At 63.4% G+C, this 23567-nt stretch carries 21 protein-coding genes and 2 pseudogenes; 13 read left to right on the top strand and 10 right to left on the bottom strand.

Going from position 1 to position 23567, the window contains the following annotated elements; genetic code table 11:
* Positions 1–117: 117 nt before the first annotated feature.
* Positions 118–2480, top strand: a pseudogene (locus ACPPVR_RS30975) (transketolase).
* Positions 2481–2684: 204 nt separating this feature from the next.
* Positions 2685–4115 (top strand): aldehyde dehydrogenase family protein, encoded by a 1431-nt coding sequence (locus tag ACPPVR_RS30970; protein ID WP_426610337.1) that lies wholly within the window; start codon positions 2685–2687, stop codon positions 4113–4115.
* A 162-nt stretch (positions 4116–4277) separates the two neighbouring features.
* Here ACPPVR_RS30970 and ACPPVR_RS30965 read toward each other — a convergent pair whose 3' ends face one another.
* A complete protein-coding gene (locus ACPPVR_RS30965) occupies positions 4278–5258 on the bottom strand; it encodes an SMP-30/gluconolactonase/LRE family protein (protein WP_426610336.1) in 981 nt (326 codons plus the stop codon).
* Positions 5259–5350: 92 nt separating this feature from the next.
* Between ACPPVR_RS30965 and ACPPVR_RS30960 the strand changes: the two genes are divergently transcribed.
* Positions 5351–6175 (top strand): NAD-dependent epimerase/dehydratase family protein, encoded by an 825-nt coding sequence (locus ACPPVR_RS30960; RefSeq protein ID WP_426610335.1) that lies wholly within the window; start codon positions 5351–5353, stop codon positions 6173–6175.
* A 99-nt stretch (positions 6176–6274) separates the two neighbouring features.
* Here ACPPVR_RS30960 and ACPPVR_RS30955 read toward each other — a convergent pair whose 3' ends face one another.
* From ACPPVR_RS30955 to ACPPVR_RS30940, 4 genes and pseudogenes are all read right to left on the bottom strand, one after another.
* Entirely contained in the window at positions 6275–7204 is a 930-nt protein-coding gene (locus tag ACPPVR_RS30955) for a phosphatase PAP2 family protein (protein WP_426610334.1), read from the bottom strand.
* A gap of 297 nt (positions 7205–7501) precedes the next feature.
* Positions 7502–8332, bottom strand: a complete 831-nt coding sequence (locus ACPPVR_RS30950) for a potassium channel family protein (RefSeq protein ID WP_426610333.1) — start codon at positions 8330–8332, stop codon at positions 7502–7504.
* 19 nt (positions 8333–8351) lie between these two features.
* A complete protein-coding gene (locus ACPPVR_RS30945; protein WP_426610332.1) occupies positions 8352–8927 on the bottom strand; it encodes a transglutaminase-like domain-containing protein in 576 nt (191 codons plus the stop codon).
* Positions 8928–9076: 149 nt separating this feature from the next.
* A pseudogene (locus ACPPVR_RS30940) lies at positions 9077–9256 on the bottom strand (transglutaminase N-terminal domain-containing protein); the annotation flags it as partial.
* Positions 9257–9443: 187 nt separating this feature from the next.
* On the opposite strand from ACPPVR_RS30940, the gene ACPPVR_RS30935 reads away from it, so the two are divergent.
* Together ACPPVR_RS30935 and ACPPVR_RS30930 are read left to right on the top strand one after the other, a co-directional pair.
* Positions 9444–9707, top strand: a complete 264-nt coding sequence (locus tag ACPPVR_RS30935) for a GlsB/YeaQ/YmgE family stress response membrane protein (RefSeq protein ID WP_426616216.1) — start codon at positions 9444–9446, stop codon at positions 9705–9707.
* The gene (locus ACPPVR_RS30930; protein ID WP_426610331.1) at positions 9704–10117 is read left to right on the top strand and encodes a hypothetical protein; all 414 of its coding nucleotides are present in this window, start codon (positions 9704–9706) and stop codon (positions 10115–10117) included. Before ACPPVR_RS30935 ends, ACPPVR_RS30930 begins: the two co-directional genes overlap by 4 nt.
* A gap of 27 nt (positions 10118–10144) precedes the next feature.
* On the opposite strand, the gene ACPPVR_RS30925 is transcribed toward ACPPVR_RS30930, so the two are convergent.
* Complete coding sequence (locus tag ACPPVR_RS30925) at positions 10145–10828, bottom strand: GntR family transcriptional regulator (RefSeq protein WP_426610330.1); 684 nt, start codon at positions 10826–10828, stop codon at positions 10145–10147.
* A gap of 175 nt (positions 10829–11003) precedes the next feature.
* On the opposite strand from ACPPVR_RS30925, the gene ACPPVR_RS30920 reads away from it, so the two are divergent.
* From ACPPVR_RS30920 to ACPPVR_RS30905, 4 genes are all read left to right on the top strand, one after another.
* Positions 11004–12722, top strand: a complete 1719-nt coding sequence (locus tag ACPPVR_RS30920; protein ID WP_426610329.1) for an IlvD/Edd family dehydratase — start codon at positions 11004–11006, stop codon at positions 12720–12722.
* 61 nt (positions 12723–12783) lie between these two features.
* A complete protein-coding gene (locus tag ACPPVR_RS30915; protein ID WP_426610328.1) occupies positions 12784–13791 on the top strand; it encodes a TRAP transporter substrate-binding protein in 1008 nt (335 codons plus the stop codon).
* 156 nt (positions 13792–13947) lie between these two features.
* Positions 13948–14523, top strand: a complete 576-nt coding sequence (locus ACPPVR_RS30910; protein ID WP_426610327.1) for a TRAP transporter small permease — start codon at positions 13948–13950, stop codon at positions 14521–14523.
* Positions 14520–15860 carry a TRAP transporter large permease gene (locus ACPPVR_RS30905; RefSeq protein WP_426610326.1) on the top strand — a complete coding sequence of 447 codons (1341 nt, stop codon included), beginning with the start codon at positions 14520–14522 and terminating at the stop codon, positions 15858–15860. The genes ACPPVR_RS30910 and ACPPVR_RS30905 overlap by 4 nt, the downstream gene beginning before the upstream one ends.
* Here ACPPVR_RS30905 and ACPPVR_RS30900 read toward each other — a convergent pair.
* Together ACPPVR_RS30900 and ACPPVR_RS30895 are read right to left on the bottom strand one after the other, a co-directional pair.
* A complete protein-coding gene (locus tag ACPPVR_RS30900) occupies positions 15825–16433 on the bottom strand; it encodes a histidine phosphatase family protein (RefSeq protein ID WP_426610325.1) in 609 nt (202 codons plus the stop codon). The two genes, ACPPVR_RS30905 and ACPPVR_RS30900, sit on opposite strands and share 36 nt — an antisense overlap.
* The gene (locus ACPPVR_RS30895) at positions 16430–17224 is read right to left on the bottom strand and encodes an enoyl-CoA hydratase/isomerase family protein (protein WP_426610324.1); all 795 of its coding nucleotides are present in this window, start codon (positions 17222–17224) and stop codon (positions 16430–16432) included. Before ACPPVR_RS30895 ends, ACPPVR_RS30900 begins: the two co-directional genes overlap by 4 nt.
* A 245-nt stretch (positions 17225–17469) precedes the next feature.
* Here ACPPVR_RS30895 and ACPPVR_RS30890 point away from each other — a divergent pair, with 245 nt between their 5' ends.
* Positions 17470–18690 carry an NAD(P)/FAD-dependent oxidoreductase gene (locus tag ACPPVR_RS30890; protein WP_426610323.1) on the top strand — a complete coding sequence of 407 codons (1221 nt, stop codon included), beginning with the start codon at positions 17470–17472 and terminating at the stop codon, positions 18688–18690.
* Between the two features lie 21 nt (positions 18691–18711).
* Here the strand turns inward: ACPPVR_RS30890 and rbsK are convergent, their stop codons facing one another.
* Together rbsK and ACPPVR_RS30880 are read right to left on the bottom strand one after the other, a co-directional pair.
* Positions 18712–19620: a ribokinase gene (gene rbsK / locus ACPPVR_RS30885; RefSeq protein ID WP_426610322.1), complete on the bottom strand. Its 909-nt coding sequence runs from the start codon at positions 19618–19620 to the stop codon at positions 18712–18714.
* Between the two features lie 17 nt (positions 19621–19637).
* A complete protein-coding gene (locus ACPPVR_RS30880; protein WP_426610321.1) occupies positions 19638–20531 on the bottom strand; it encodes a sugar kinase in 894 nt (297 codons plus the stop codon).
* A gap of 208 nt (positions 20532–20739) precedes the next feature.
* On the opposite strand from ACPPVR_RS30880, the gene ACPPVR_RS30875 reads away from it, so the two are divergent.
* The 3 genes from ACPPVR_RS30875 to ACPPVR_RS30865 all read left to right on the top strand — a co-directional run bounded on the left by ACPPVR_RS30875 (position 20740) and on the right by ACPPVR_RS30865 (position 23521).
* A complete protein-coding gene (locus tag ACPPVR_RS30875; RefSeq protein WP_426610320.1) occupies positions 20740–21588 on the top strand; it encodes a VOC family protein in 849 nt (282 codons plus the stop codon).
* A 209-nt stretch (positions 21589–21797) separates the two neighbouring features.
* On the top strand, positions 21798–22457 hold the full coding sequence (locus ACPPVR_RS30870; RefSeq protein ID WP_426610319.1) for a TetR/AcrR family transcriptional regulator: 660 nt from the start codon (positions 21798–21800) through the stop codon (positions 22455–22457).
* 254 nt (positions 22458–22711) lie between these two features.
* A complete protein-coding gene (locus tag ACPPVR_RS30865; protein WP_426610318.1) occupies positions 22712–23521 on the top strand; it encodes an ABC transporter permease in 810 nt (269 codons plus the stop codon).
* The last annotated feature ends 46 nt before the right edge of the window (positions 23522–23567 follow it).

Below are 23567 nucleotides of genomic sequence, written 5' to 3'. Positions count from 1 at the left end.
TCTTCTATGGGATATTCTTGGTATGGTATCCCAATATCGACGGGTATGACGCGAAAAATTGAGAAATCTGATGCCGCCCACAGGCGTATGATCCGCCTTATTTTCCGGAGCATCGCCATGCCGGTCGATTCCGCGCGTCTCGAAACCCTGACTGCACTGGCCCGCAAGGCGCTGTGGCTGTCATCCTGGACCATCCATCACGCTAACCATATCCGGCCGAATTCAGACGGCCTGAAGGTCGGCGGCCACCAGGCCTCGTCAGCCTCGCTCGCCACCATCATGTCGGCGCTGTATTTCTCGGTGCTGCGGCCCGAAGACCGCGTCGCGGTGAAGCCGCATGCGAGCCCGGTGTTCCACGCCATCCAGTACCTGTTCGGCCGGCAGAGCCGCGAGAAGCTCGAGAATTTCCGTGGCTTCAAGGGCGCGCAGTCCTATCCCTCGCGCACCAAGGATGTCGACGACGTCGATTTCTCGACCGGCTCGGTCGGCCTCGGCGTCGCGCAGACGCTGTTCGCCTCGCTGGTGCAGGACTACGTCAAGGCCCATGGCTGGATGAAGGATCGCCGCGAGGGGCGGATGATCGCGCTGGTCGGCGATGCCGAGATGGACGAGGGCAACATTTTCGAAGCCTTGGCAGAAGGCTGGAAGCATGGCCTGCGCAACACCTGGTGGGTGGTCGACTATAACCGCCAGTCGCTCGATGCCGTCGTGCGCGAGGGTCTCTGGGAAAAGTTCGAGACCATGTTCCGCAATTTCGGCTGGGACGTGGTGATCGTGAAATACGGCCGCCTGATGCGCCAAGCCTTTGCCGAGCCCGGCGGCGATGCGCTGAAGCGCTGGATCGACAATTGCCCGAACGCGCTCTATGCGGCGCTGTGCTTTCAGGGCGGTGCAGCCTTCCGCAAGCATTTGCACGACGAGATCGGTGACCAGGGACCGATCACCAGGCTGATCGACAAGCGCAGCGATGACGAACTGCTGGCGCTGATGTCGAATTTCGGCGGCCATGACATGGCGAGCATGCTGGACGCCTTCAATTCGTCGACCACGATCGCCCGGTCTGCTTCATCGCCTACACCATCAAGGGCGTCGGCCTGCCGTTCCAGGGCCACAAGGACAACCATGCCGGCCTGATGACGGTCGCGCAGATGGAGAAATATCGCGAGAGCCAGAACATCCGGCCTGGGCATGAGTGGGACAAGTACGAAGGCCTTACGCAAGAGGCTGCCGAGCTCGATGCCTTCCTCGCGCGCGTGCCGTTCAACCAGGATGGCCGCCGGCTGACCGCGCCCGTCGTCGAGGTGCCGTCGCAACTGGCGTTCAAGCCGTCGCCGCAAATGTCGACCCAGCAGGGCTTTGGCCTCGTGCTGAACGAGATCGCGCGCAGCGACAGTGAACTCGCCAAGCGCATCGTCACGACCTCGCCGGACGTCACCGTCTCGACCAATCTCGGTCCGTGGGTCAACCGCCGCGGCCTGTTTGCGAACGCCGAGAAGGCGGACTTATTCCGCAGCGAGAAAATTCCCTCCACATTCAACTGGGACGCCTCGCCCAAGGGCCAGCACCTCGAGCTCGGCATTGCCGAGATGAATTTGTTCATCATGCTCTCGGCTCTCGGTCTGTCGCACCAGATCAACGGCGAGCGGCTTTTGCCGGTCGGCACGCTCTACGATCCCTTCATCGAGCGCGGCCTCGATGCGCTGAACTATGCCTGCTACCAGGATGCGCGTTTCATGGTGGCGGCGACGCCGTCAGGCATCACGCTCGCGCCTGAGGGCGGCGCGCATCAGTCGATCGCGACGCCGCTGATCGGCATGGCGCAGGATGGGCTCGCCTCGTTCGAGCCGGCCTTCGTCGACGAGCTCGCCGTGATCATGGGGTGGGGTTTCAACCACATGCAGCGCGATCCCGGCGAGGGCGGTTCCGTCTACTTAAGGCTCTCGACGCGCAGCATCGAGCAGGCGCAGCGGATCATGACGCCGGAACTGGAGATGGGCATCACCGACGGCGCCTATTGGCTGCGCAAGCCCGGGCCCAATGCCGAACTCGTGATCGCCTATACCGGCGCGATCGGGCCGGAAGCAATCGAGGCGACCGGTTTCATCGGCGAGAGCCGCCGCGACATCGGCCTGCTCGCGATCACTTCGGCGGATCGTCTCCACGCGGGCTGGACCGCCGCACGAAAGTTGCGGCGTGATCGTCGTGGCGTGCAGCATCTGAGCCACATCGAAAAACTGCTTTCGCCGTTGCCGCGCGACTGCGGCATCGTGACCGTGATCGACGGCCATCCGGCGACGCTCGGCTGGCTCGGCAGCGTCCGTGGCCATCGCGTCGAGGCGCTCGGTGTCGAGCAGTTCGGCCAGACCGGCACGCTCGCCGACCTCTATCGCCACTACGGCATCGACGCGAATGCCATCATCGATGCGGCGGAAAGCCTCACCACCGGCGCGCCGGTGCTCCATCGCAAGATGGCGGTGTAGCGGAAGTAACCGGGCCGTGATTTCGGGGCGATAATGCGCGCCCCGGAATGACGCGCAGCCACCTTGCCACGTTCCCATCGTCGGCTCATATAGTCCCCGTCTGCCGCAACGCTGGCCCCGCATATGGCGGGTTCAATTGCCGGCGCTTTCGTGCAAGGATGCCTGCCGAAACGCCCCCTCCAAGCCCCAAGAAGAGGTTTAACGATGGTCAATCGCTTGCAATTCTACATCGACGGCGCCTGGGTCGATCCCGCCGTCAAGAAGTCCACCCCGGTCGTCAATCCGGCGACGGAAGAGGCGATGTACGAGATTGCGCTCGGCTCCAAGGCTGACGTGGACAAGGCTGTCGCCGCCGCCAAGCGCGCCTTTGCAACTTTCTCCCAGACCAGCCGCGAGGAGCGCGTCGCGCTGCTCACGAAAGTCATCGAGGTCTACAAGGGCCGCATCAAAGAGATCGGTGCTTCCGTCTCCGACGAAATGGGCGCCCCGCTGCCGATGGCCGAGAAGCTCCAGGCCGGCGCCGGTCTCGGCCACCTCATGACCACGCTCGACGTGCTCAAGAACTATCATTTCGAGGAGCCGATCGGCACCGCCGTGGTGCTGCGCGAGCCGGTCGGTGTGGTCGGCATGATCACGCCCTGGAACTGGCCGCTCAACCAGATCGCCTGCAAGGTCGCGCCCGCGCTCGCCGCCGGCTGCACCATGATCCTGAAGCCGTCGGAGTTTACGCCGACCTCGGCGCTGATCTTCGCCGAAATCCTTCATGAAGCCGGCGTTCCGAAGGGCGTGTTCAACCTCGTCAACGGTCTCGGCCCCGAGGTCGGCGCCGCCATGAGCGAGCACCCCGACATCGACATGATCTCGTTCACCGGCTCGACCCGCGCCGGCATCGACGTTGCCAAGCGAGCGGCGCCGACCGTGAAGCGCGTCAGCCAGGAGCTCGGAGGCAAGTCGCCGAACGTCATCCTCGAGGGCGCCGACCTGCAGAAGGCGGTGACCGGCGGTGTGATGCACATGTTCAACAACTCCGGCCAGTCCTGCAACGCGCCCTCGCGCATGATCGTGCCGCTGTCGAAGATGAAGGAAGTCGCCGCGATCGCGAAGGCTGTCGCCGACAAGACCAAGGCCGGTGATCCCCGCGCCGAAGGCACCACCATCGGTCCGGTCGTCAACCGCGGCCAGTGGGACAAGATCCAGGGCCTCATCAAGAAGGGCATCGACGAGGGCGCAACGCTCGTCGCCGGCGGCCCGGGCCTGCCCGAGGGTGTCAACAAGGGCTTCTATGTCCGTCCGACCATCTTCGCCGACGTCACCCCTGACATGACGATCGCCCGCGAAGAAATCTTCGGACCGGTGCTGACCATCATCGGCGCCAAGGACGAGGCCGAGGCCGTGCACATCGCCAACGACACGCCCTATGGTCTTGCTGGTTACGTCACGGCCGATACGGTCGAGAACGCCAAGCGGGTCGGCCGTCAGATCCGCGCCGGCAACGTCAACCTCCAGGGCGTGCCCAACGACCGCTCCGCGCCGTTCGGCGGCTACAAGCAGTCCGGCAACGGCCGCGAGTGGGGCAAGTACGGCCTTGAGGACTTCCTCGAAGTGAAAGCCGTCGCCGGCTTCAACGCGGCGTAAGTTTTATCGCCTGAACCAACATGACGCCGGAGCGGGAAACCGCTCCGGCGTTTTTGTTTGTTCTTTCGTCATTGCGAGGAGCTCTTGCGACGAAGCAATCCAGACTGTCTCCGCAGAAAGACTCTGGATTGCTTCGCTTCGCTCGCAATGACGAGAGCGAGCCTATCCCCCCACCGCGCCCTGCGTGTTCACATACAGCGCGTAGATCGACTGGCTCGCGGCCATGAACAGGCGGTTGCGCTTGACGCCGCCGAAGCAGAGGTTGGCGCAGCGCTCGGGCAGCGCGATGCGGCCGATCATGACGCCGTCGGGCGCGAACACCACGACGCCGTCGAGCTCGGGATCGCCCATGCCCCAGCCGCACCAGAGATTGCCGTCGATGTCGCAGCGCATGCCGTCCGGCGTGCCCGGACCTGCGTCGATGAAGACGCGCTTGTTGGAGATCGTGGTGCCGTCCGCAGAGACGTCATAGGCGAGGATCTTGCGGTTCGGCACGCCCCGCGATTCCACCACATAGAGGATCTTCTCGTCCGGCGAGAAGCACAGCCCGTTCGGCCCCAGCACGCCCTCGGCGACGATGGTCGCCTTGCCGGTCGCGGGATCGAGCCGGTAGACGTTCGGATCGATCTCGGGCTCGGCCTTGTAGCCCTCGTAATTGCCGAGCAGCCCGAAGGTCGGATCGGTGAACCAGACCGCACCGTCGGACTTCACCACCACGTCGTTCGGTGAGTTCAGCGGCTTGTCCCCGAAGGAATTGATCAGCACGGTGATGGTGCCGTCATATTCGGTGCGGGTCACGCGTCGGCCGCCATGCTCGCAGGTGACCAGCCGGCCCTGGCGGTCGCGGGTGTTGCCATTGGCGAAATTGGAGGGTTTTCGGAAAATCGAGACCGCGCCGGTCTCTTCCTCCCATTTGATGATGCGCTGGTTCGGGATGTCGCTGCAGAGCAGATACCGCCCGTCGCCGAACCAGACCGGGCCCTCGGCCCAGCGCAGGCCGGTCGTGAGCCGCTCCACCGCCGACAGCTTCAGCCAGTATTTTTCGAAACGGGGATCCAGTGCTTTTATCGCCGGATCGGGGTAATAGGTCGCCGGCCGCCAGCCTTGAGGCCGGTCTTGGGTGTGGGACGATGCATCGTTCATGTGCAGTTTCTCGTTGTTGCGTTCCCTCTACCCAAATCTGCTATCATTAGAGACCTTTGACCGCAAATCGGTCGCCAAATACGAGGGAAGAAATGCCGCGCATCTTGATGACGGGAGCTTCGGGCGGGATCGGAACGCGCCTGCGGAAATTGCTGCTGCCGATCTATCCGGACCTCCTGCTCTCCGACATCCGTCCGCCGGCCGATCTCGGGGCGAACGAGCAGTTCAAGGCGGCGGACCTGTCCGACCTGGCGCAGGTCGAGGCGATCTGCGAGGGCGTTGACGGCATCATCCATTTCGGCGGCTATTCGGTCGAGGGCCCCTGGGAAGACATCCTCCAGGCCAACATCATCGGCGGCTACAATCTGTTCGAGGCCGCGCACCGCAAGGGCGTCAAGCGCGTGGTGTTCGCCTCCTCCAACCACACGGTCGGGTTCTATCCGCGCCACCGCAGGATCGGCACCGACGTCACCGTGCGTCCCGACGGCCGCTACGGCGTCAGCAAGGTGTTCGGTGAGGCGGTCGGCTCGCTCTATGCCGACAAGCACGGGCTGAAGGTCACCTGCATCCGGATCGGCAATTGCGACGAGAAGCCGCTGGATCATCGCCGTATCGCGATGTGGCTGAAGCCGGAGGACCTGGTGCAGCTCTGCCAGATCGGGCTCGAGCATCCCGACATTCATTTCGAGGTCTTCTACGGCGTGTCCCTGAACGAGCGCGCCTGGTGGGACAACCACCGCGCCTACGAATTCGGCTATCGCCCGACCGGCCGCTCCGAGGATTATGTGGCGCACGCGATGGCGGAGCAGGCCAAGCTGAAGCCGGATCCGATCGGCGACCATTTTCAGGGCGGCGCGTTCTGCAGCAACGAGTTCGACGGTGATGCGAGCCGGATTATCGATTGGAATAAGCGGTAGTCGTTGACGTGAATGCAGGCGCGCTCCCTCGCCCCGTTCTTACGGGATAAGGGGCTGTCTCCACTAGCGAGGTGAGAGTTGAATTCGCGGACAGTCCTTTCAGCCGGGTTGCATCTTCGATGCAATCCGGCCTCTCCCCGCAGGCGAACGCAGGCGCGAGGTTGCGATGATCGCGAGGATTGCCAGCAGGCTTCCGGCGATCACGTCGACAATGTAGTGGCCGCCAACGGGAACGGACGACACCAGCATCAGAATGTTCAGCAAGAGCATCGGCCACCGCAACAGTGGCACCGCAAACCAGCGCCACCCCATCAGAACTGCCGCAGCCGCATGGAAGCTTGGAAACGTGATGATGCCGTCGAGCGATGCAAGGTCGAGGACATTCAGGCTGCCGTTCCGCAAGGCCTGGAACGGCGAGGCGAACACCCATGCGCTGAAAGAGCGAATTTCGGGAAAATCCTTCGGGTCCAGCTGATAATGCAGGTAGCCGCCCAGAGCAGGCGCGAGTGGAAAGATGAGAACCGTAGCAGCCAGCGTAATCGTCCAGACGAGGGCGAACTGCATTCCTTCTTCGTGCTGGCCTCTTAGAAAGAGCAGCGGCAACAGCAATGGGCATTGGCAGTGAAGGCTGACATAGGCGATGTTGAGCACAATCATCAGCACTTGCTGCTTCATCATGAAGTCGACGAGGCTTCGCCAGTCGATCCCCATTGCCTGATCCAGTGAGATAAGGGCTGTATCGCACAGCGGCAGTTTTGTGCTCGCAAGGACATAGCTAAGGGCTGTCAGGAGAATGGTCACGAAGCCCATTTGGGCTGTCGCCCTGAGCCAGCCGGACAGCCTCGGCCAGCCCTGCCTTTCGATCAGAACACCGGCGCCGAACAAAATTGCATTTGCAGCGACTGTCAGGAGCCCGCTTCCGAACGCGATCCTGAAGTCGAGAAGATGACACGCGAGGAGCAGACCAGCCAGAATTCCGCCGATGATGAGCCGGATTGCGCGCTCACTGCGCCCTGAGGGGAGCGGCACTGGGCTTTGGTCGCAACGCGACGCTAGATCGCGGTCCCCATTTGCGAGGTCCGAACACATTCCAACATTCCGCAACACAATGTAACATTGTGTCTGTACAGACATACTCTTAAAGGAATCACAACAACTGGTTGTCTAATTGATTTTCAGCACGCAATTGGAGCGTGCTTAATGGTTTGCTGGCAGCGGTCCCGCAATGAGTTCGACGGCGATAAGAGCCGGATTATTGATTGGAATAAGCGGTAGGAGTTCATGTGCCCCTCGCTCCGGGTTGCGGGTGAGGGGCGGTCTTCTCGCCTAGTCCATTCCCTCATCGGGAATGTTCAAGATGGTCCCACAGGCCTTGCAATGCACGGCGTCCACGTCATGTCGCTGCAGTCCGCAGACCGGGCAGGGGAAGCGCACCTTGGACGGCGCCAGCAACGCCTTGGCGAGATTTAGGAAAAGGGTCACGCCGAAGATCATGATGACGACGGTGATCAGACGTCCCACGGTTCCGGGCAGGGTGATGTCGCCGAAGCCGGTCGTGGTCAGCGCGGTGACCGTGAAGTAGAGCGCGTCGGCATAGTTGGCGATCTGATGGTTGTGGGACTTCTGGGTTTCGTAGACAATCCCCGTCATCACGAAGATGAATACGCCGAGATTGGCGACGGCAAAGACGACTTCCTCGTTTCGCCGAAAGAAGGCGCTATCGGTGCGGAGTTGCGCCACCATCTGATAGTCGCGCAGCAGCCGCAACGTTCGAAATGCGCGCAGGAAGCCGCCCGCCTCCCCGGCCAGCGGCGCCAGGAACGAAATGATGACGACGATGTCGGTCCAGGTCGAAAGACGCGCGAGGTCATGCAGCGGTCGACGGCTGATGATCATCCGTGCCGAGAAATCCGCCAGGATCAGGACACCGAATACGACATCCAGCGACTTGATGACCCCGTTGCGAGGCAGGAACGACGTCGCGATGATGAACAGAACCGTGACGATATCGAGCGCCAGCAGGGCGTATCGGAATCGGATGCAGCCGAAAGTGTCGCCTTCATAGAGTTGTCGGAGCCTGGTCTTGAGGGCCTCAAATGGGACGATGATGGCGTCGAGCAGCCCATGTCGCTTTGCGTTGTCGCGATAAAATACCATGGTCGCCGTGCGTGTTTCCCTATCCCTCCGAAGGATCGAGCACTTCGCCGATCTTGTGGACGGCGACATTGATCGACATGCCGAGGTAATCGCCGGAATTGCCGAACCACGAGCCGGCCAGCGGCACGGCCTGTGCCGGATGCCGCGCAATGGCCACTGGAATCAGATCGAAGCCGGCGCTCAGGCTGTTGGTCGGATCGTAGTCCAGCCAGCCCGCGCCAGGCAGGAACACCTGCACCCATGCGTGGGTCGCGCCGGAGCCGGTCATGCCCACGGCGCCGCCATCGAGCGCCGCGTCATAGAGATAGCCACTGACGAAGCGAGACGCGAAGCCGAGCCGGCGCAACGTCTCAATCATAAGCCAGGCGAAGTCCCGGCAGGTGCCTGATTTCGTGCGGAGCGTTTCGCCCGGCGACTGGGTGCCTTCCGAATTCTCCCGTGATAGCTGAACTCGCTGCGAAACTTGCCCAGCATGCGGCGCAGCACGTCGGCGGTCCCATCCTGATCGCCGGCAACGAAGCTCTTGGTCCACGCCGCATGTCTGCTGTCGGTGTCCTCGGCATGCGGACGTAGGTAACCGGCAAGGTCGGTCCATTCGTCCGGCGTGTACTGCACGGGGACGATCTCGGCCCGCGGCTCCAGCGGAAACGACTCCAGGCCCTTGATGCCAAAATAGACGCCGCGGACTTTGAACGTGAATGTCAGCTCACTGCCGGGTTCGCTGAAGTCAATCACCGTGACCGCATTGGAGCGGGAGTTGGTGACCCAATGCACCTTGGATGCCAGGCTGGTATGAGCGGACCAGCGAAGCAGCCGGGTCGATGAGCCGCGGCGCGGCAGGAACATCGCCCGGTGCGTGCCAAACGTGACCGGCTTTGCATAGCGGTAGGTCGTGGTGTGCGTGATCTCGCCAATGATCGCCATGCTTGATCCGCTTCGCGTTGCGGAACGCGTTGAACGCATTTCCGCGCAGGGAGGAGCAATAGCTTTCGGTTTGGCCGCTTCTGTCTATTGATCTAGATCAACGTCGCCCCGGGGATCGTCTGGCTCTTCAAGCGATCACGCATTCCTTCAGGCGTCGATGCGCAAACTGACCGAATGGAGCGATGGCATGGGTATCCTTTGGACGATCCTCATCGGATTTATCGTTGGACTGGTCGCGAAATTCCTCATGCCCGGCGACAAATCCGAGCCCAGGGGGTTCATCTTGACGACGGTCCTGGGAATTGTCGGTGCGTTCGTTGCGACCTGGCTCGGCCAGGCCGTGGGATGGTATCATTTCGGGGAGGGCGCCGGCTTCATCGGGAGTGTGGTCGGAGCCATCATCCTCCTCTTTGTGTACGGGCTTGTGGCCGGCCGTCAGGGGCACGCTTGAAAATCGCGCTGCCGGTCGTCGCAATGCTCGCGATGATCTTGCCAGGACCGTCGCGAGCCGCAACACTCAGCGACGGCGAGGCGGCGTTCCTCGACCAGCTCGTCACGGCATCCGTGGTGCTGGAGCAACGATGCGTCGGCTACGAGGTCGATGGTGCAGGCGGCGTTCAACTCGGTGCCCGGCTTCTCGGCAGCCCCAATGCCGCGATGGCCATGATCGACGCCTATTCGGCTGCGATCAAGGCCCGCGATGGCGAGACCTACGATCCCGGTAAATTCCGCCCTGAGGTGTCGGAGGCGGCCGGCAAAACGTTCAGGCGGGTCCGGGCGGACTTGATCAACGACCCGAAAGGGGCCTGTGCCGGCTATGGCGATAGCAGCGTGGAGCGCGGCTTGCTGAGGCGGTATTGAGCGCGCGTTGAGCCTGACACGCACACGCTAGCGCGGGGCCTCATCCGCGATCCGCGCCAGATAATCCGACTTGCTGAACTGCATGTGGTCGACGCAGAGCTGCGCCAGCGCCCAGCTGTCGCGACCCTTCAAGAGCTCGATCATCAGCTCGTGCTGGCGTCGCGATTGCGCCAGCCCGTCGCGGTCGGCGAGGTTCTTGGCGCGCATCGGCAAGGTCAGGCTCATATAGTCCTGGAGCGAGCGCACCAGATAGGGATTGCCGCACGCCGCGAACAGCGCAACGTGGAAGGCGTCGTTGGCTTCGTGGATGCCGCGAAGGTCCCGCACATCTGCCTTTGCGCAATACTGCAATTGCAATGCCGTCAGCTCGTCGATCAGGCCTTGCGGCGCGGGCAGGGGGATCATCAGCGCGGCCTGCCGCGTCAGCATCTCCCGGACCTCGTAGATCTGCCGGACTTCTTCGGCCGAATAGAACCGCACGGTGGCGCCGACATTCTTCTCGCGGCGGACGATGCCGCGGCGCTCGGCATCCACCAGCGCCTGGCGCACGAAATGCCGCGAGGTGCCGTAGGCCGACATCAGCGCGTCTTCGGTCAGGCGCGCGCCCGGCGCGAGGCGGCCGAAGATGATGTCCTCCTCGAGCCGCGCGACGACGTCGTCCGGATCGTCGCGCCGGACCGTCATGGCGTCTGCGGTGTGAATGTCGGGCATCCCCTCAGCCTCCGGCTCCTGGCCGGTGCGTCCTGTGGAGCAGGGAAGGGTCGGATTGTCAATAATTTGTGTCGTAGGCGGCGTCAGGAGCCAGAAATGCCCCTTGCGAGCACCTACGTTATTGACAATCGAGGGGCAGGCTGTACGACAATGGCAAGGTGATTGGAGTGGCATGATGACGAGTGGCCTGCGCAAGGGTTTGACGAGCTATGGCGATGCCGGCTTCTCGCTGTTCCTGCGCAAGGCGTTCATCAAGGCCATGGGCTATTCCGACGACGCGCTGGAACGCCCGATCGTCGGCATCACCAACACCTATAGCGATTACAATCCCTGCCACGGCAACGTGCCGCAGATCATTGAGGCCGCCAAGCGCGGCGTGATGCTGTCCGGCGCGATGCCGTTCGTGTTCCCGACCATCTCGATCGCCGAGAGCTTTGCGCATCCGACCTCGATGTATCTGCGCAATCTGATGGCGATGGATACCGAGGAGATGATCCGGGCCCAGCCGATGGATTCGGTGATCGTGATCGGCGGCTGCGACAAGACGCTGCCCGCGCAAGTCATGGCCGCCATCAGCGCCGATCTGCCGACCGTGGTCATTCCCGTGGGTCCCATGGTTGTCGGCCATCACAAGGGCGAGGTGCTCGGCGCCTGCACTGACTGCCGCCGTCTGTGGGGCAAGTATCGCGCCGGCGAGATCGACGACGTGGAGATCGAGGCGGTGAACGGCCGCCTGGCGCCGTCGGTCGGCACCTGCATGGTGATGGGCACGGCCTCGACCATGGCCTGCATGATCGAAGCCATGGGCCTGTCGCTGCCGATGAGCGCGACGATCCCGGCGCCGCATGCCGAGCGTTTCCGTCTCGCAGAAGCGAGCGGCCGCGTTGCGGCCGAAATGGCCAAGACCAAGGGGCCGAAGCCGAGCGAGGTGCTGACACCAGCGTCCTTCAAAAATGCCCAGGTCGTGCTGCAATCGATCGGCGGCTCGACCAATGGCCTGATCCATCTGACGGCGATGGCGCATCGCTCGCCGCACCGGCTCGATCTTGGCGTCTTCGACCAGATCGGCCGCGAGGTGCCGGTGCTGGTCGATCTCAAGCCGTCCGGCGAGCACTATATGGAGCATTTCCACCACGCCGGCGGCATGCCGAAGTTGCTGGCGCAGCTCGGCGACCTCATCGATCTCGATGCGAAGACGATCACGGGCCAGAGCCTGCGCGATGTCGTCGCGAATGCGGAGGACGTACCCGGTCAGGACGCGATCCGCCCGCGCAGCAATCCGATCAAGAAGGAAGGCGGTCTCGCCGTCCTGCACGGCAATCTCGCGCCGCGCGGTGCCGTCATCAAGCAATCGGCTGCAAGCCCGAAGCTGCTGCAGCATACGGGGCGCGCGGTGGTGTTCGAATCCGTCGAGGACATGACCTTGCGGGTCGATGATCCCGATCTCGACGTGACCGCCGATGATGTGCTGGTGCTGCGCAACGCCGGCCCGAAGGGCGCGCCCGGCATGCCCGAGGCCGGCTATCTGCCGATCCCGAAGAAGCTCGCGCGCGGCGGCACCAAGGATATGGTGCGCATTTCCGACGCGCGCATGAGCGGCACCGCGTTTGGCACCATCGTGCTGCACATCACGCCGGAATCCGCCGTCGGCGGCCCGCTGGCGCTGGTGAAGAATGGCGATATGATCCAGCTGGATGTTGCCAAGCGCAGCATCGAGCTGCTGGTCGATGCGGCCGAGCTGGAGCGCCGGCGCGCCGCATTGAAGCCGGCCGCAGCACCAGACGAAGCTCGGCGCGGTTACGCCTGGCTGTTCAACGAGACAATTATGCAGGCCGACGATGGCTGCGACTTCGATTTCATGCAGAGGACTGGGCCTAATACTGAGAAGGGGTGATCAACCACCCGAACGGACGCTCAGACCGCACAAGCGGCGGGCGATAAAACAGGGGGAAACGATGATTGCGAGATCCATGCCAAGATTCTTACATCGGCTGGCGGCAGCGGCCGCTGTTCTCTTCGTCACGGGCGCATCGGCGCAGGAAGTGAAGCATTATCGCTTCGCCTATGACCAGCCCCGCAACACCGGCTATTCGATCGCGGGCGACCTGTTTGCCGACAAGCTCAAGGAATTGAGCAAGGGCACTATGATCATCGACCAGTATCCGGGCGCACAGCTCGGGCAGGAGCCGCAGGTTCTCCAGCTCGTGAAGGCCGGCGACGTCGAGTTCTCGATCGTCTCTTCGGCCAACACCGCGACGATCTCGCCGCAGGCCGGCGTGATGTCGCTGCACTATTTGTTCCGCGACGAGCAGCACGTGGTCAAAGGCCTTGCGGATCCGAAAGTCTTTGAAGCGCTCAAAGCCATGATCGAAGAGACCACGCAGGGCCTGCATGTGATCGCAACGGGCTCGCAGGGCGTGCGCCACATGTACTCCAAGAGGGAGATCCATAATGTCGGCGACATCAAGGGTCTGAAGATCCGCGTACAGGCGACCGCGACCGAGGACACCATGTTCCCCGCCTACGGCGCCCAGACCGTGCATATGCCCTTCGGCAGCGTCTACACCTCGCTGCAGACCGGCGTGATGGACGTCGCCGAGAACAGCATCAACGTCTACCTCGTCAACAAGCACTACGAGGTGGCGCCGGTGTTGAACATCACCGAGCATGAGGCCAACAACGCGCTGGTGTTCATCTCCGACAAGCTCTGGCAAAGCCTCTCGGCCGAGCAAAAGGGCTGGGTGCAGGCGGCGGGGAACGAGATCAGCTCGAAGGAGCCCGCGAAGGCGTTCGATCTCGAACGCAGCGCGGCCGAGAAGCTCAAGAAGATGGGCGTCAAGATCGTCGACAACGTCGACAAGAAAAGCTTCACGGCGATCGCCGATCCCTATCTCGACAAGCTCGCCAAGGATCTCGGCCCGCACGCCGAGAAGATCAAGAACCTGATCCGGTCGATTAATTAGGGCGGCGCAGACTGCCATCTCCCCGCGTCGTCCCGGCGAAGGCCGGGACCCATACGCCGCGGCGGCCGCTTTGGGCAGGATAGCCGTCGGCTTGCTTTCACCACGTGCAGCTGGGGTTATGGGTCCCGGCCTTCGCCGGGACGACGAGGGAATTGAATGATTTCCGACAAACTGGTCCTGCAACGCCAGCGTCACCTGAAATGGCGCGGGCTCGACTGGCTCGAGCTCGCGCTGATGATCCTGTGCGGTCTGCTGTGCTTCGGCTTCTCGCTGTCGGTCACCGCCGACATCGTCACCCGTACCATCGGTCATCCCTGGCTGTGGCTCCAGGAAGTGACCTCGACGTTCTTCATCTACGCGATCTTCGTCGGCACTGCGGCGGCGACGCGTCGCAACGACCACCTCTATCTCACCGCGATCTCCGAGGCGATGCATGGCACGCCGCGGATCATCGTCGAGATCATCATCCGCCTCATCGTGCTCGGCGTCGCCTTCTGCCTGATCTGGTACGGCTACCAGAACTACCTCCGCGGCTTCGGCAGCTTTCGCCTGCCGTCGGGCACGCCGATCGCCTCGCTCTATGCGATCATCCCGCTGTCGGGCGTGCTGATCGGCCTGTTCACCATCGAGCAGCTGGTCAACGGCGTGCGCAACGGCTTTGACCATCCGGAGCCACCGGACGAGGACGCTGCACCCGTCGTCACCGACGCGCCGACGAGGGCGCAGCCGTGAGCGCACCCATTGTCCTGGCGTTGATGTCGATCTGCTTCCTGTCGTTCGGCTATCTCGGCGTGCCCGTGCCGTTCTCGCTGATGGCCGGCGTCTTTGTCGGCGCGATCCTGTCGGATGTCTCGCTCGCCGCGATCATTCAGAAAATCTTTGACGGCGTCGATTCCGAGGCGCTGCTGGCGATCCCGTTCTTCCTGCTGGTCGGCGAGCTGATGAGCTCGGCCAACGTCGTTGTGCGAATAGCGAACCTCTCGGTGTCGCTGGTCGGGCATATCAGGGGCGGGCTGTCGCAGGTCGTGGTCGTCTTCAGCATGTTCTTCTCGGAAATGTCGGGCTCGACCACCGCCGACGTCGCCGTCATGAGCCGCGCGCTCGGCGGCCCGATGAAGCGCGAGGGCTACGAGCCCGCTTTCATCGCCGCGATCATCGCCTCCGCCTCGACCATCGCGGCGCTGGTGCCGCCGAGCATCACGGCGGTGGTCTATGGCGCCGTTGGCAACGTCTCGATCGCCGGCCTGTTCATGGCGGGCGTCGTACCCGGCCTGATGATCGGCTTCGGGCTGATGATCTATTGCTATTTCTTCGGCCCCTCCGGCCTGAGCAAGCCGCGCGCGCCGCTGCGGCAGGTGGTATTTGCCGCCGGAGACGCGGCCCTGCCGCTGATGATCCCGGTGATCCTGCTCGGCGGCATTTTGACCGGCTGGTTCACGCCGACGGAAGCCGGCGTCGTTGCCGTGGCCTGGATCATCCTGGTCGTGATCCCCGCGCTCAACCGCGGCCACTTCAGGAAAATACCGTACGATTTCTGCCTCGCCGGCCTGATCTTCTCGCTGCCGTTGATCACCATCGGCGCCGCCAACGCCTTCGGCTGGATGCTCGCTTATTTGCGCGGCGCCAGTTACATCGCCGACGTCATCACCTCGATTGCCGGCAACGATCCGCATCTGATCATGCTGCTGATGGTGCTGCTGTTCACCGTTGTCGGCGACTTCATCGAGCCGGTGCCGACCATCATCATCTTCATGCCGCTGGTCAATGCGCTCACGGAGGCGGGCGACATCAACGGCGTACACATGGGCGTGGTGCTGATCGCCACGCTCGCCTTCGGCCTGATCACGCCGCCTTATGGGCTTGTGTTGCTGATGGCGTCGAAATTCGTCGGCGTCAGCTTTGCAAAAGCGCTACGCGCGGCATTGCCGATCTATGTCGTGTTCTTCGCCACCATTGCGTTCACGATCTATTTCCCGAGCGTGGTGCTGTGGCTGCCGCAGCACATGCTGCCGGAATCGGTTGGCTGTTTCAAGTCACCGGCAGGGACCGGTTACATTTGTCCTAAGTGACGATTTGCTCGACACGCCATTCGTCGCGTTCGCGGAGGTAGCGAAACGGCGTGCCGTGGCTGTTCTTGAAATAGCTGCCGGAAAGTGACTTCGCCATGCCTGCATGACCGCGTCATGGCAGACGAACAGGAGATGGTCGTCGAGATAATTGTCGAGCCACGTGGAGACGCAAGCCAGCGAGCGTTCGGTCATGGCGTCCCAGTTCTCGCCGTCGGCGGGCAGGATCGAGACGAGTCCCGTCGCTGAGTTGACGCCGTGCTTGAGCATGAGGTCGCGGACGGGGAGGCCCTCAAAGCTTCCGAAATCGAACTCGATGATGCCGTCGTCGATCGTAAGCGGCACCGAGATCGCGTCCGCGATGATCTCGGCCGTTCGTGCCGCGCGCACCAGCGGGCTTGCGACGATTCGGCTGATGCCGACACCGCGCAACATGCTAGCTGCCTCGTGCGCTTGCGCCAGACCATCCTCGTTCAGTGGATTGTCCGTCCGGCCCTGGAAAAGACCCCGGCGATTCCAGTCGGTCGCGCCGTGGCGCAGACCGCAGAACGAGCGCGATGGTGCCGGCGCGCTCACTTGCCCTTGCTCGTGAACTTTTTTACGGCGACACGAAAATCTTCCGTGTTCATCGCCATGATGATCTTGTGCTCCTCGGCGTCGAGCTGCTGCTTTACCGGCGTGGTGGCAGCCGCATAAACGAGCGACTTGGTGCCGGCGATCGCGGCGGGCGGGTTCTGCGCCAGCCGCTCGGCGAGCTGCCGCGTTGCCGCTTTCAGTTCGGCCGCGGGAACGATCTTGGCGACGAGGCCCCATTCATGGGCCTGCTGCGCGGTGAAATTGTCCTCGGCCAGGAAGATCTGCAGCGCGCGGCGGGAGCCGACCGTGCCGACGATGCCGACCGTGCTGCCGCCGTCGGGTGAGACGCCGATCTTGGCATAGGCCGGTGTGAATTTGGCGTCCTCCGCTGCGATGCAGAGATCGGTGACGAAGGCGAGGCCCATGCCGGCGCCGGCGGCCGAGCCGTGCACGCTGGACATCGAGATCTTCGGCATGCGCCGGATGATCTCGATGAAGGCGTGATAGTGCTTCAGCAACTCGCCGACCACTGGCGTCACCGTGTTGGCTTCAGCCGCAGCACCGATCGTCTGCAAATCGCCGCCGGCCGAGAAGGCGCGGCCTTCGCCCTCGATCACCACAACCCTGATCGCGTCATTGCCCTCGATGTAGGCCGCGAGCTGTTCGAGCTTTTGCGCGATGGCGAGGTTGATCGAGTTGAACGCGGTGGGGCGGTTGAGCGTGATGGTCGCGATCGGACCGTCGATCCGCAGCAGGGCGGGATCATCGGGTTGAGAGATGGGAGCTGGCATCTGGAAATCCCCGGCATGAGGTTTGTTGCTGCAACTAAATCGCAGAAGGCGAGGGGTGACAATCCCCGGCCGCCAGTGCCCCGCGGACCACCCTTGCGAAAGCAGGAACGATAGGCTCAAATGGGTGGCCATCGTTTAGGGACGGACACGAGCGCCGGCTCCTCATCGACGAGGCTGACAAGCCAGATCAGCAAGAGAGGCGACGACGTGGGGTACACCTGTGTCCAGAAAGTCGGGGTGTTCCAATGACGGACGGTCCGGTGATCATTGTCGGTGCCGGCCATGGTGGCTACCAGGTCGCGGCATCCCTGCGCCAGGCCGGTTTTGCCGGGCGCATCTGTCTGATCAATGACGAGGCGCATCTGCCCTATCAGCGGCCGCCTCTGTCAAAAGCCTACATCAAGGGTTCCGCCGGGCCGGAGAGCCTGATGTTTCGGCCGGAGAAATTCTACCACGACCAGACGATCGAGCTGATCGCGGGCCGCGCCGTGTCGATCGATCGCACTGGGCGAAAAGTCCTGCTCGCCTCGGGCGAGACGCTTGCCTACGGCCATCTCGTGCTGGCCACCGGCGCGCGCAACCGACTGCTTGATTTGCCGAATGCGAATCTGCCCGACGTGAAATATTTGCGTATCCTCGACGAGAGCGAGGCGCTGCGAAAGATCATGCCGTCGAAGACGCGGGTGGTGGTGATCGGCGCCGGCTTCATCGGCCTCGAATTCGCTGCCACAGCGCGGATCAAGGGGCTCGAGGTCGACGTGCTCGAACTTGCCCCGCGCGTGATGGCGCGCGCGGTGACGGCAGAGGTCTCGGAGTATTTTCAGGCGCGGCATCGCGAGGCCGGCATCCGCATCCACCTCGGCGTGCAGGCAACCTCCATCGAGGCCGAGGGCGGCAAGGTCACCGGCGTCTCCTTGAGCGACGGCCGGCACCTGCCCGCGGACCTGATCGTGGTCGGCGTCGGCGTGCTGCCGAATATCGAGCTTGCAGCGGAAGCGGGCTTGCCGGTCGCGGCCGGCATCATCGTCGACGAATATCTCGTGACGGCTGATCCCGACATTTCGGCTGTCGGCGACTGCGCGCTGTTCGCAAGCCCGCGCTTCGGCGGATCGTGGCGGCTGGAATCGGTGCAGAACGCCGCCGACCACGCCCGCTGCGTCGCGGCGCGGCTGACCGGCGACAGGAAGGTCTATGACAGCCATCCCTGGTTCTGGAGCGATCAGGGCGACGACAAGCTTCAGATCGCAGGCCTCACCACCGGCTATGACCGCATCGTGCTGCGCGGCGATCCCGCCAAGAAGGCGTTCTCCGCGTTCTGCTACAAGGGTGACAGGCTGCTCGGCATCGAGTCCATCAACCGCGCCGGCGATCACATGTTCGGCCGCCGCTTGCAGGGCATGGACCGCTCGATCACGCCGGAGCAGGCCGGGGATGAAAGCTTCGACCTGAAAAGCGCGCTGGCTTGATGTCTTCTCCCTCGCGCCGCATTATAGAACGGCGGCGACTTCCGCCGCCGTCGGCATCGATGGCCCGGCGCCCATGCGCTGCACGCTGATCGAGGCGGCGGCATTGGCGAAGGCGAGGGCCGTGCGCAAGGCGGCACCTTCGGCCAGTTGCGCCGCGAGCGCGCCGACGAAGCAATCGCCGGCACCGGTGGTGTCGACGGCCTTCACCGCGCGGCCGGGCACCGCAAATTCTTCCTGGCCGGCGAGCGCCAGCACGCCGCGTTTGCCGAGCGTGACGCAGATGGTCTGGTCATCGCGGGCCTGAAGCTTTCGCGCCACGTCGATGATCCGTGCGGCCTCGTCGCTGTCGGTGAGCTCCGCGCCGGCGAGGAAGCCGAGCTCGGTCTCGTTCAGCACCAGGATGTCGACGAGTGCGAGCAACTCGCCGGACATTTTCTGCGCTGGTGCCGGGTTGAGCAGCGTCGTCGCTCCAGCGTTGCGCGCGCGCTGGAAGAACGCGGCAATCGTCGGCAGCGGGATCTCGAACTGGCTGACGGCGACATCGCCCTTCGCCAGCGGAACGGCCGCGACATCGTCCGCGCTGACCAGCGCATTGCTGCCTGGAATGACGACGATGGTATTGTCGGAGGCCGCGACCGTGATGATAGCGGTGCCTGTGTGCGTCTCGGGCGTGTCCTTGATCGAGCCGGGATCGATACCCTGCGCAGTGAGGAACGTCCTCAGCTCCGCCCCAAAGGAATCCTTCCCCAGCCGGCCGATCAGCGTGGTCCTCACGCCAAGCCGCGATGCCGCGACGGCCTGGTTCGCGCCCTTGCCGCCTGGAAAATACAGCACCTGCTTGCCGGCGACGGTCTCACCGACTTTGGGATGGCGATCGGCGGTCGCCACCACATCCATGTTGATGCTGCCGGCGACGAAGACGCGCCCCATGATAACCTCTGCGAAGCCTAGACCCTGACCTCGAACTCGTGCCTGACTTTGGCGATGTCCACAAGGGTCGGCAGTCCCGCCTCGTTACCGAGCCGCTGGATCTTGAAGGTCGAGGCGGCCCGCGCAAAGTCGAAATGCTCGCGCCAGCTTTTGCCGGGATGAGCGAGGTAGGAATACACATAGGCGCCGTGGAAGACGTCGCCGGCGCCGTTGGTGTCGATGACGCGCTCGCGCGGGATCGGCATCGCCGGCATGGTCTCGACCGTGCCGGTCTCGTTGTACCAGAGCAGGCCCTTCTCACCCATGGTGATGCCGCCGATCTTGCAGCCGCGGCTCTTGAGGTAGTCGAGCATCTTCTCCGGCGTCAGGTCCATCTGCTCGCACAGCCGCTCGGCCACGATCGCGACGTCGATGAATTCCAGCAGCTCATGCGTGTTGGTGCGCAGGCCGCCGCCGTCGAGCGAGGTCAGAATGCCGGCCTCGCGGCAGACTTTTGCGTAGTGGATCGCGGCATCCGGCTGGTGGCCGTCGATGTGCAGTGCGCGGCAGCCGCCGAGATTGAGCATCGGGAACGGATGGATATGGTCGTCGTCGCGGCAGCGGACGATGGCGCGCTTGCCGTCCTTGGGCATGATGAAGGACAGCGATGACTGGTTCACCTTCCGCCCGTGCAGCGAGATCGCGTATTTCGCGCACATGTCCATGAACATGCGGCCGAGCCAGTCATTGGCCGCGGTGGCGATGAGATCGGGAACGATGCCGAGCTTGGCGCAGCAGAACGCCGCCGTCACCGCATTGCCGCCGAAGGAAACCGCGTAGTCCGAGGCTACGTGCTTCTCGTCGCCGGTCGGCATGTGGTCGGTGATGAAGACGACGTCGATATAGGTCTGTCCGATAAAGAGAGCCTGCATTGGTTGTCCGTGATGCGCTTTGTGGTCCCGGCCGGCGGACTTACTCTAGCACCGGTTCCGCGCGGGAGACGCTGAAATTATTCGCAAAACTGTCACCAGGCGCTTGAGGTCGGCAAGGGGCCGGAATACGACCATGACAGGGCAATGCCAAGCCCGGACGAATGCCGTGTTTCGGCCGGTTGTTCCAGGTCTGTAAAAAGGGGGGAATATGATCACTGGCCTCGATCACATTGTCGCTCTGGTCCAGGATATCGGTGCGGCCAAGGCGGCCTATCAGACGCTGTTGGGGCGGGCGCCGGCCTGGCAGAATTCCGGCGAGGGCGCCGACCGCGTGCTGTTCACGCTTGCGAACATGACGATCGAGTTGATGGCGCCGAGCGGGTTCAGCGTGGCAGCGGACCGGATCCGCGCGCTGCTCGACGACCGCGAGGGCGTGCTCGCCAGCCTGTGCTTTCGTGTCGCAGACATGGGCAAGATGCACCGGCGGCTCGACCGCGTGGCGCTCAAGCCGGAGCCGGTCGCCGAGGTCGAAAGCAGCAATTCCGAGACGAGCGCGGTGCTGCACTGGAAGCGCACGCGGGCCGCGACCGAGCTGACGCGCGGCGTGCGCATGTTCTTCCTCGAATTGGCCGAGGAGCGTCCCAAGTCGGCTGCGACCGGCGTTGCGCCGATCGACGCACTCGACCACGTCGTGATCACCACCGAGGATTCCGACCGTGCCGCGGCGCTCTATGGCGCGCGGCTCGGGCTCGACCTGGCGCTTGATCGTTCGCACCAGGACTGGGGCCAGCTGATGTTCTTCCGCTGCGGCGACCTCGTCGTCGAAGTGGTGCGCCGTCCCGTGGCGGGCGGCGATTCCAAACACGACAGTCTCTGGGGCCTGAGCTGGCGGGTTGCCGACATCGACGCCACCCGCGCCCGCCTGCTCGCCGCCGGCCTCGACGTCACCGACGTGCGCAACGGCCGCAAGCCGGGCACGCGGATCATGACGGTGCGGAACGGCACTTGCGGCATCCAGACGGTGCTGCTGGAGCGTTCGCCGAAGCCAGTGGAATGACGCTGATCTCGCCACCCGTTATTGCGAGGCGCCCTTGCGACGAAGTCTCCGCGGTAGCCGTCTGGATTGCTTCGCTGCGCTCGCAATGACGAAACTATGCGGCGAGCCGCGTGCATGATAAAGCCGATCTGGACGAGTAACAGCGAGCAACCGGTTTGGCGAAGGCGAAGGCAAAGCGAACTCTGAAATGGCAACGCGATCCCGAAGGGATGCGGCTGCGCATCCTCGAAGCCGCCAAGCAGGAATTCTCCGCCCACGGGCTCGCCGGCGCACGCGTCGACCGCATCGCGGCAGAAGCCGGCGCCAACAAGCGCATGCTCTACTACCACGTCGGCAACAAGGACGAGCTTTATCTCGCGGTGCTCGAAGGCGCCTATGACAAGATCCGCAGCGAGGAGCGTGGGCTCGATCTCGAGCACCTCGATCCACCCGAAGCGATCAAGCGCCTGATCGAGTTCACCTGGACCTACTTCCTGCGCAATCCGGAATTCCTGTCGCTGCTCCAGACCGAGAACCTCGCGCGCGCCAAGCATCTGAAGCGTTCGGCCAAGGTCAAGTCGATGCACTCGCCCTTCGTCGAGATGATCCGCACCGTGGTGCGGCGCGGCGTCGACAGCGGCGATTTCCAGGTCGCGGTCGATCCGGTGCAGCTTTACATCTCGATCGCGGCGCTCAGCTTCTTCTATCTCTCGAACTCGGCGACGCTGAGCGTGATCTTCGGCCGCGACCTGCTTGCGAAAGACGCCAAGGACGAACGGCTCGCGCACATGGCCGGCCTCGTGCTGGCCGCGCTGACGGGACAGTCCGCGGCGCTGTTGGAGATCGCCAAGCCACCGAAGTCGCGCGCCGCGGTGGCGCAGACGGTGTAGCTGCGTACGCAATCCGCGCACCGGTGAACGGATCGTCTGTCGTTCCCCCAACCTCAGCCGTCATCGCCCGGCTTGACCGGGCGATCCGGTAGTCCGAGACGGTTGCGGTTGAACCGATAGGCCGCGGCGTACTGGGTTCCCCGCTTTCGCGGGGAATGACATCGAGGTCTAAAACGTCACAGGGAAACCACTAGACAGTATTTATCCAATCGGTTAATTTCTCCCCCGAACGAAAAGAAGATCGGGAGCGAGACGTGGCTGAGTTGAAGCCGCAGAGTGCGGTGTCCAAGATGCTGAATGCGGCCTGGATCCGGCCGTTTTTGTTCCTGATCTTCATCGTCGTGGCCTGGGATCTCGCGATCCGGCTGTTCAGGATTCCCGCCTACCAGATCCCGTCGCCGGCCGACGTCGTCGCGGTTCTGTGGACCGATTGGCCGGAGCTGCTGCGCCAGTCCTGGCCGACCACCTATGCCACCGTCTGCGGCTTCATGCTGTCCGCGCTGTTCGGCATTCCCATCGCGATGCTGATCGCGGGCTCGAAGACGGTGGAGAGCTACGTCTATCCGCTGCTGGTATTCTCTCAATCGGTGCCGAAGATCGCGATCGCGCCTTTGTTCGTGGTCTGGTTCGGCTTCGGCATCATTCCAAAGGTGATCTCGGCCTTCCTGCTCGGCTTCTTTCCGGTGGTGGTGTCGGCCGTGCAGGGCTTCAAGTCGGTCGACCCCGACATGGTCGATCTCGCCCGCGCCATGCAGGGCAGCCGCTTCCAGGTGTTTTGTGCGGTGAATTTGCCGCATGCGCTGCCTGCAATCTTCTCCGGCCTCAAAGTGTCGGTGACGCTCGCCGTGGTCGGCGCCGTCGTCGGCGAGTTCGTCGGCTCCAATTCGGGCATCGGCTACGTGATGCAGCGTTCGATCGGCACCTTCGACCTGCCGACGATGTTCGCGGCGCTGGTGATCCTGGCGCTGCTCGGCGTCATCCTGTTCTGGATCGTCGACCGCATCGAGAAACTGGTCATTCCCTGGCATGTCAGCCAGCGCGAGGACGTGATTTTCGCCTCTTAACTTAAGCAACGGCCACCAACGGCCGAAACATAACGACAAGGGAGAG

The organism is Bradyrhizobium sp. McL0616, assembly GCF_049993385.1.
Lineage (GTDB): Bacteria > Pseudomonadota > Alphaproteobacteria > Rhizobiales > Xanthobacteraceae > Bradyrhizobium.
This window is presented reverse-complemented; position numbering and strand designations above follow the sequence as displayed.

Coding starts and splice junctions, on each gene's coding strand:
- ACPPVR_RS30920 (WP_426610329.1), top strand. CDS start 11,004: ATGACGAGTGGCCTGCGCAAGGGTTTGACGAGCTATGGCGATGCCGGC.
- ACPPVR_RS30880 (WP_426610321.1), bottom strand. CDS start 20,531: ATGCAGGCTCTCTTTATCGGACAGACCTATATCGACGTCGTCTTCATC.
- ACPPVR_RS30960 (WP_426610335.1), top strand. CDS start 5,351: ATGCCGCGCATCTTGATGACGGGAGCTTCGGGCGGGATCGGAACGCGC.
- ACPPVR_RS30965 (WP_426610336.1), bottom strand. CDS start 5,258: ATGAACGATGCATCGTCCCACACCCAAGACCGGCCTCAAGGCTGGCGG.
- ACPPVR_RS30910 (WP_426610327.1), top strand. CDS start 13,948: ATGATTTCCGACAAACTGGTCCTGCAACGCCAGCGTCACCTGAAATGG.
- ACPPVR_RS30875 (WP_426610320.1), top strand. CDS start 20,740: ATGATCACTGGCCTCGATCACATTGTCGCTCTGGTCCAGGATATCGGT.
- ACPPVR_RS30890 (WP_426610323.1), top strand. CDS start 17,470: ATGACGGACGGTCCGGTGATCATTGTCGGTGCCGGCCATGGTGGCTAC.
- ACPPVR_RS30950 (WP_426610333.1), bottom strand. CDS start 8,332: ATGGTATTTTATCGCGACAACGCAAAGCGACATGGGCTGCTCGACGCC.
- ACPPVR_RS30870 (WP_426610319.1), top strand. CDS start 21,798: ATGCGGCTGCGCATCCTCGAAGCCGCCAAGCAGGAATTCTCCGCCCAC.
- ACPPVR_RS30945 (WP_426610332.1), bottom strand. CDS start 8,927: ATGGACCGACCTTGCCGGTTACCTACGTCCGCATGCCGAGGACACCGA.
- rbsK (WP_426610322.1), bottom strand. CDS start 19,620: ATGGGGCGCGTCTTCGTCGCCGGCAGCATCAACATGGATGTGGTGGCG.
- ACPPVR_RS30915 (WP_426610328.1), top strand. CDS start 12,784: ATGATTGCGAGATCCATGCCAAGATTCTTACATCGGCTGGCGGCAGCG.
- ACPPVR_RS30895 (WP_426610324.1), bottom strand. CDS start 17,224: ATGCCAGCTCCCATCTCTCAACCCGATGATCCCGCCCTGCTGCGGATC.
- ACPPVR_RS30925 (WP_426610330.1), bottom strand. CDS start 10,828: ATGCCCGACATTCACACCGCAGACGCCATGACGGTCCGGCGCGACGAT.
- ACPPVR_RS30935 (WP_426616216.1), top strand. CDS start 9,444: ATGGGTATCCTTTGGACGATCCTCATCGGATTTATCGTTGGACTGGTC.
- ACPPVR_RS30970 (WP_426610337.1), top strand. CDS start 2,685: ATGGTCAATCGCTTGCAATTCTACATCGACGGCGCCTGGGTCGATCCC.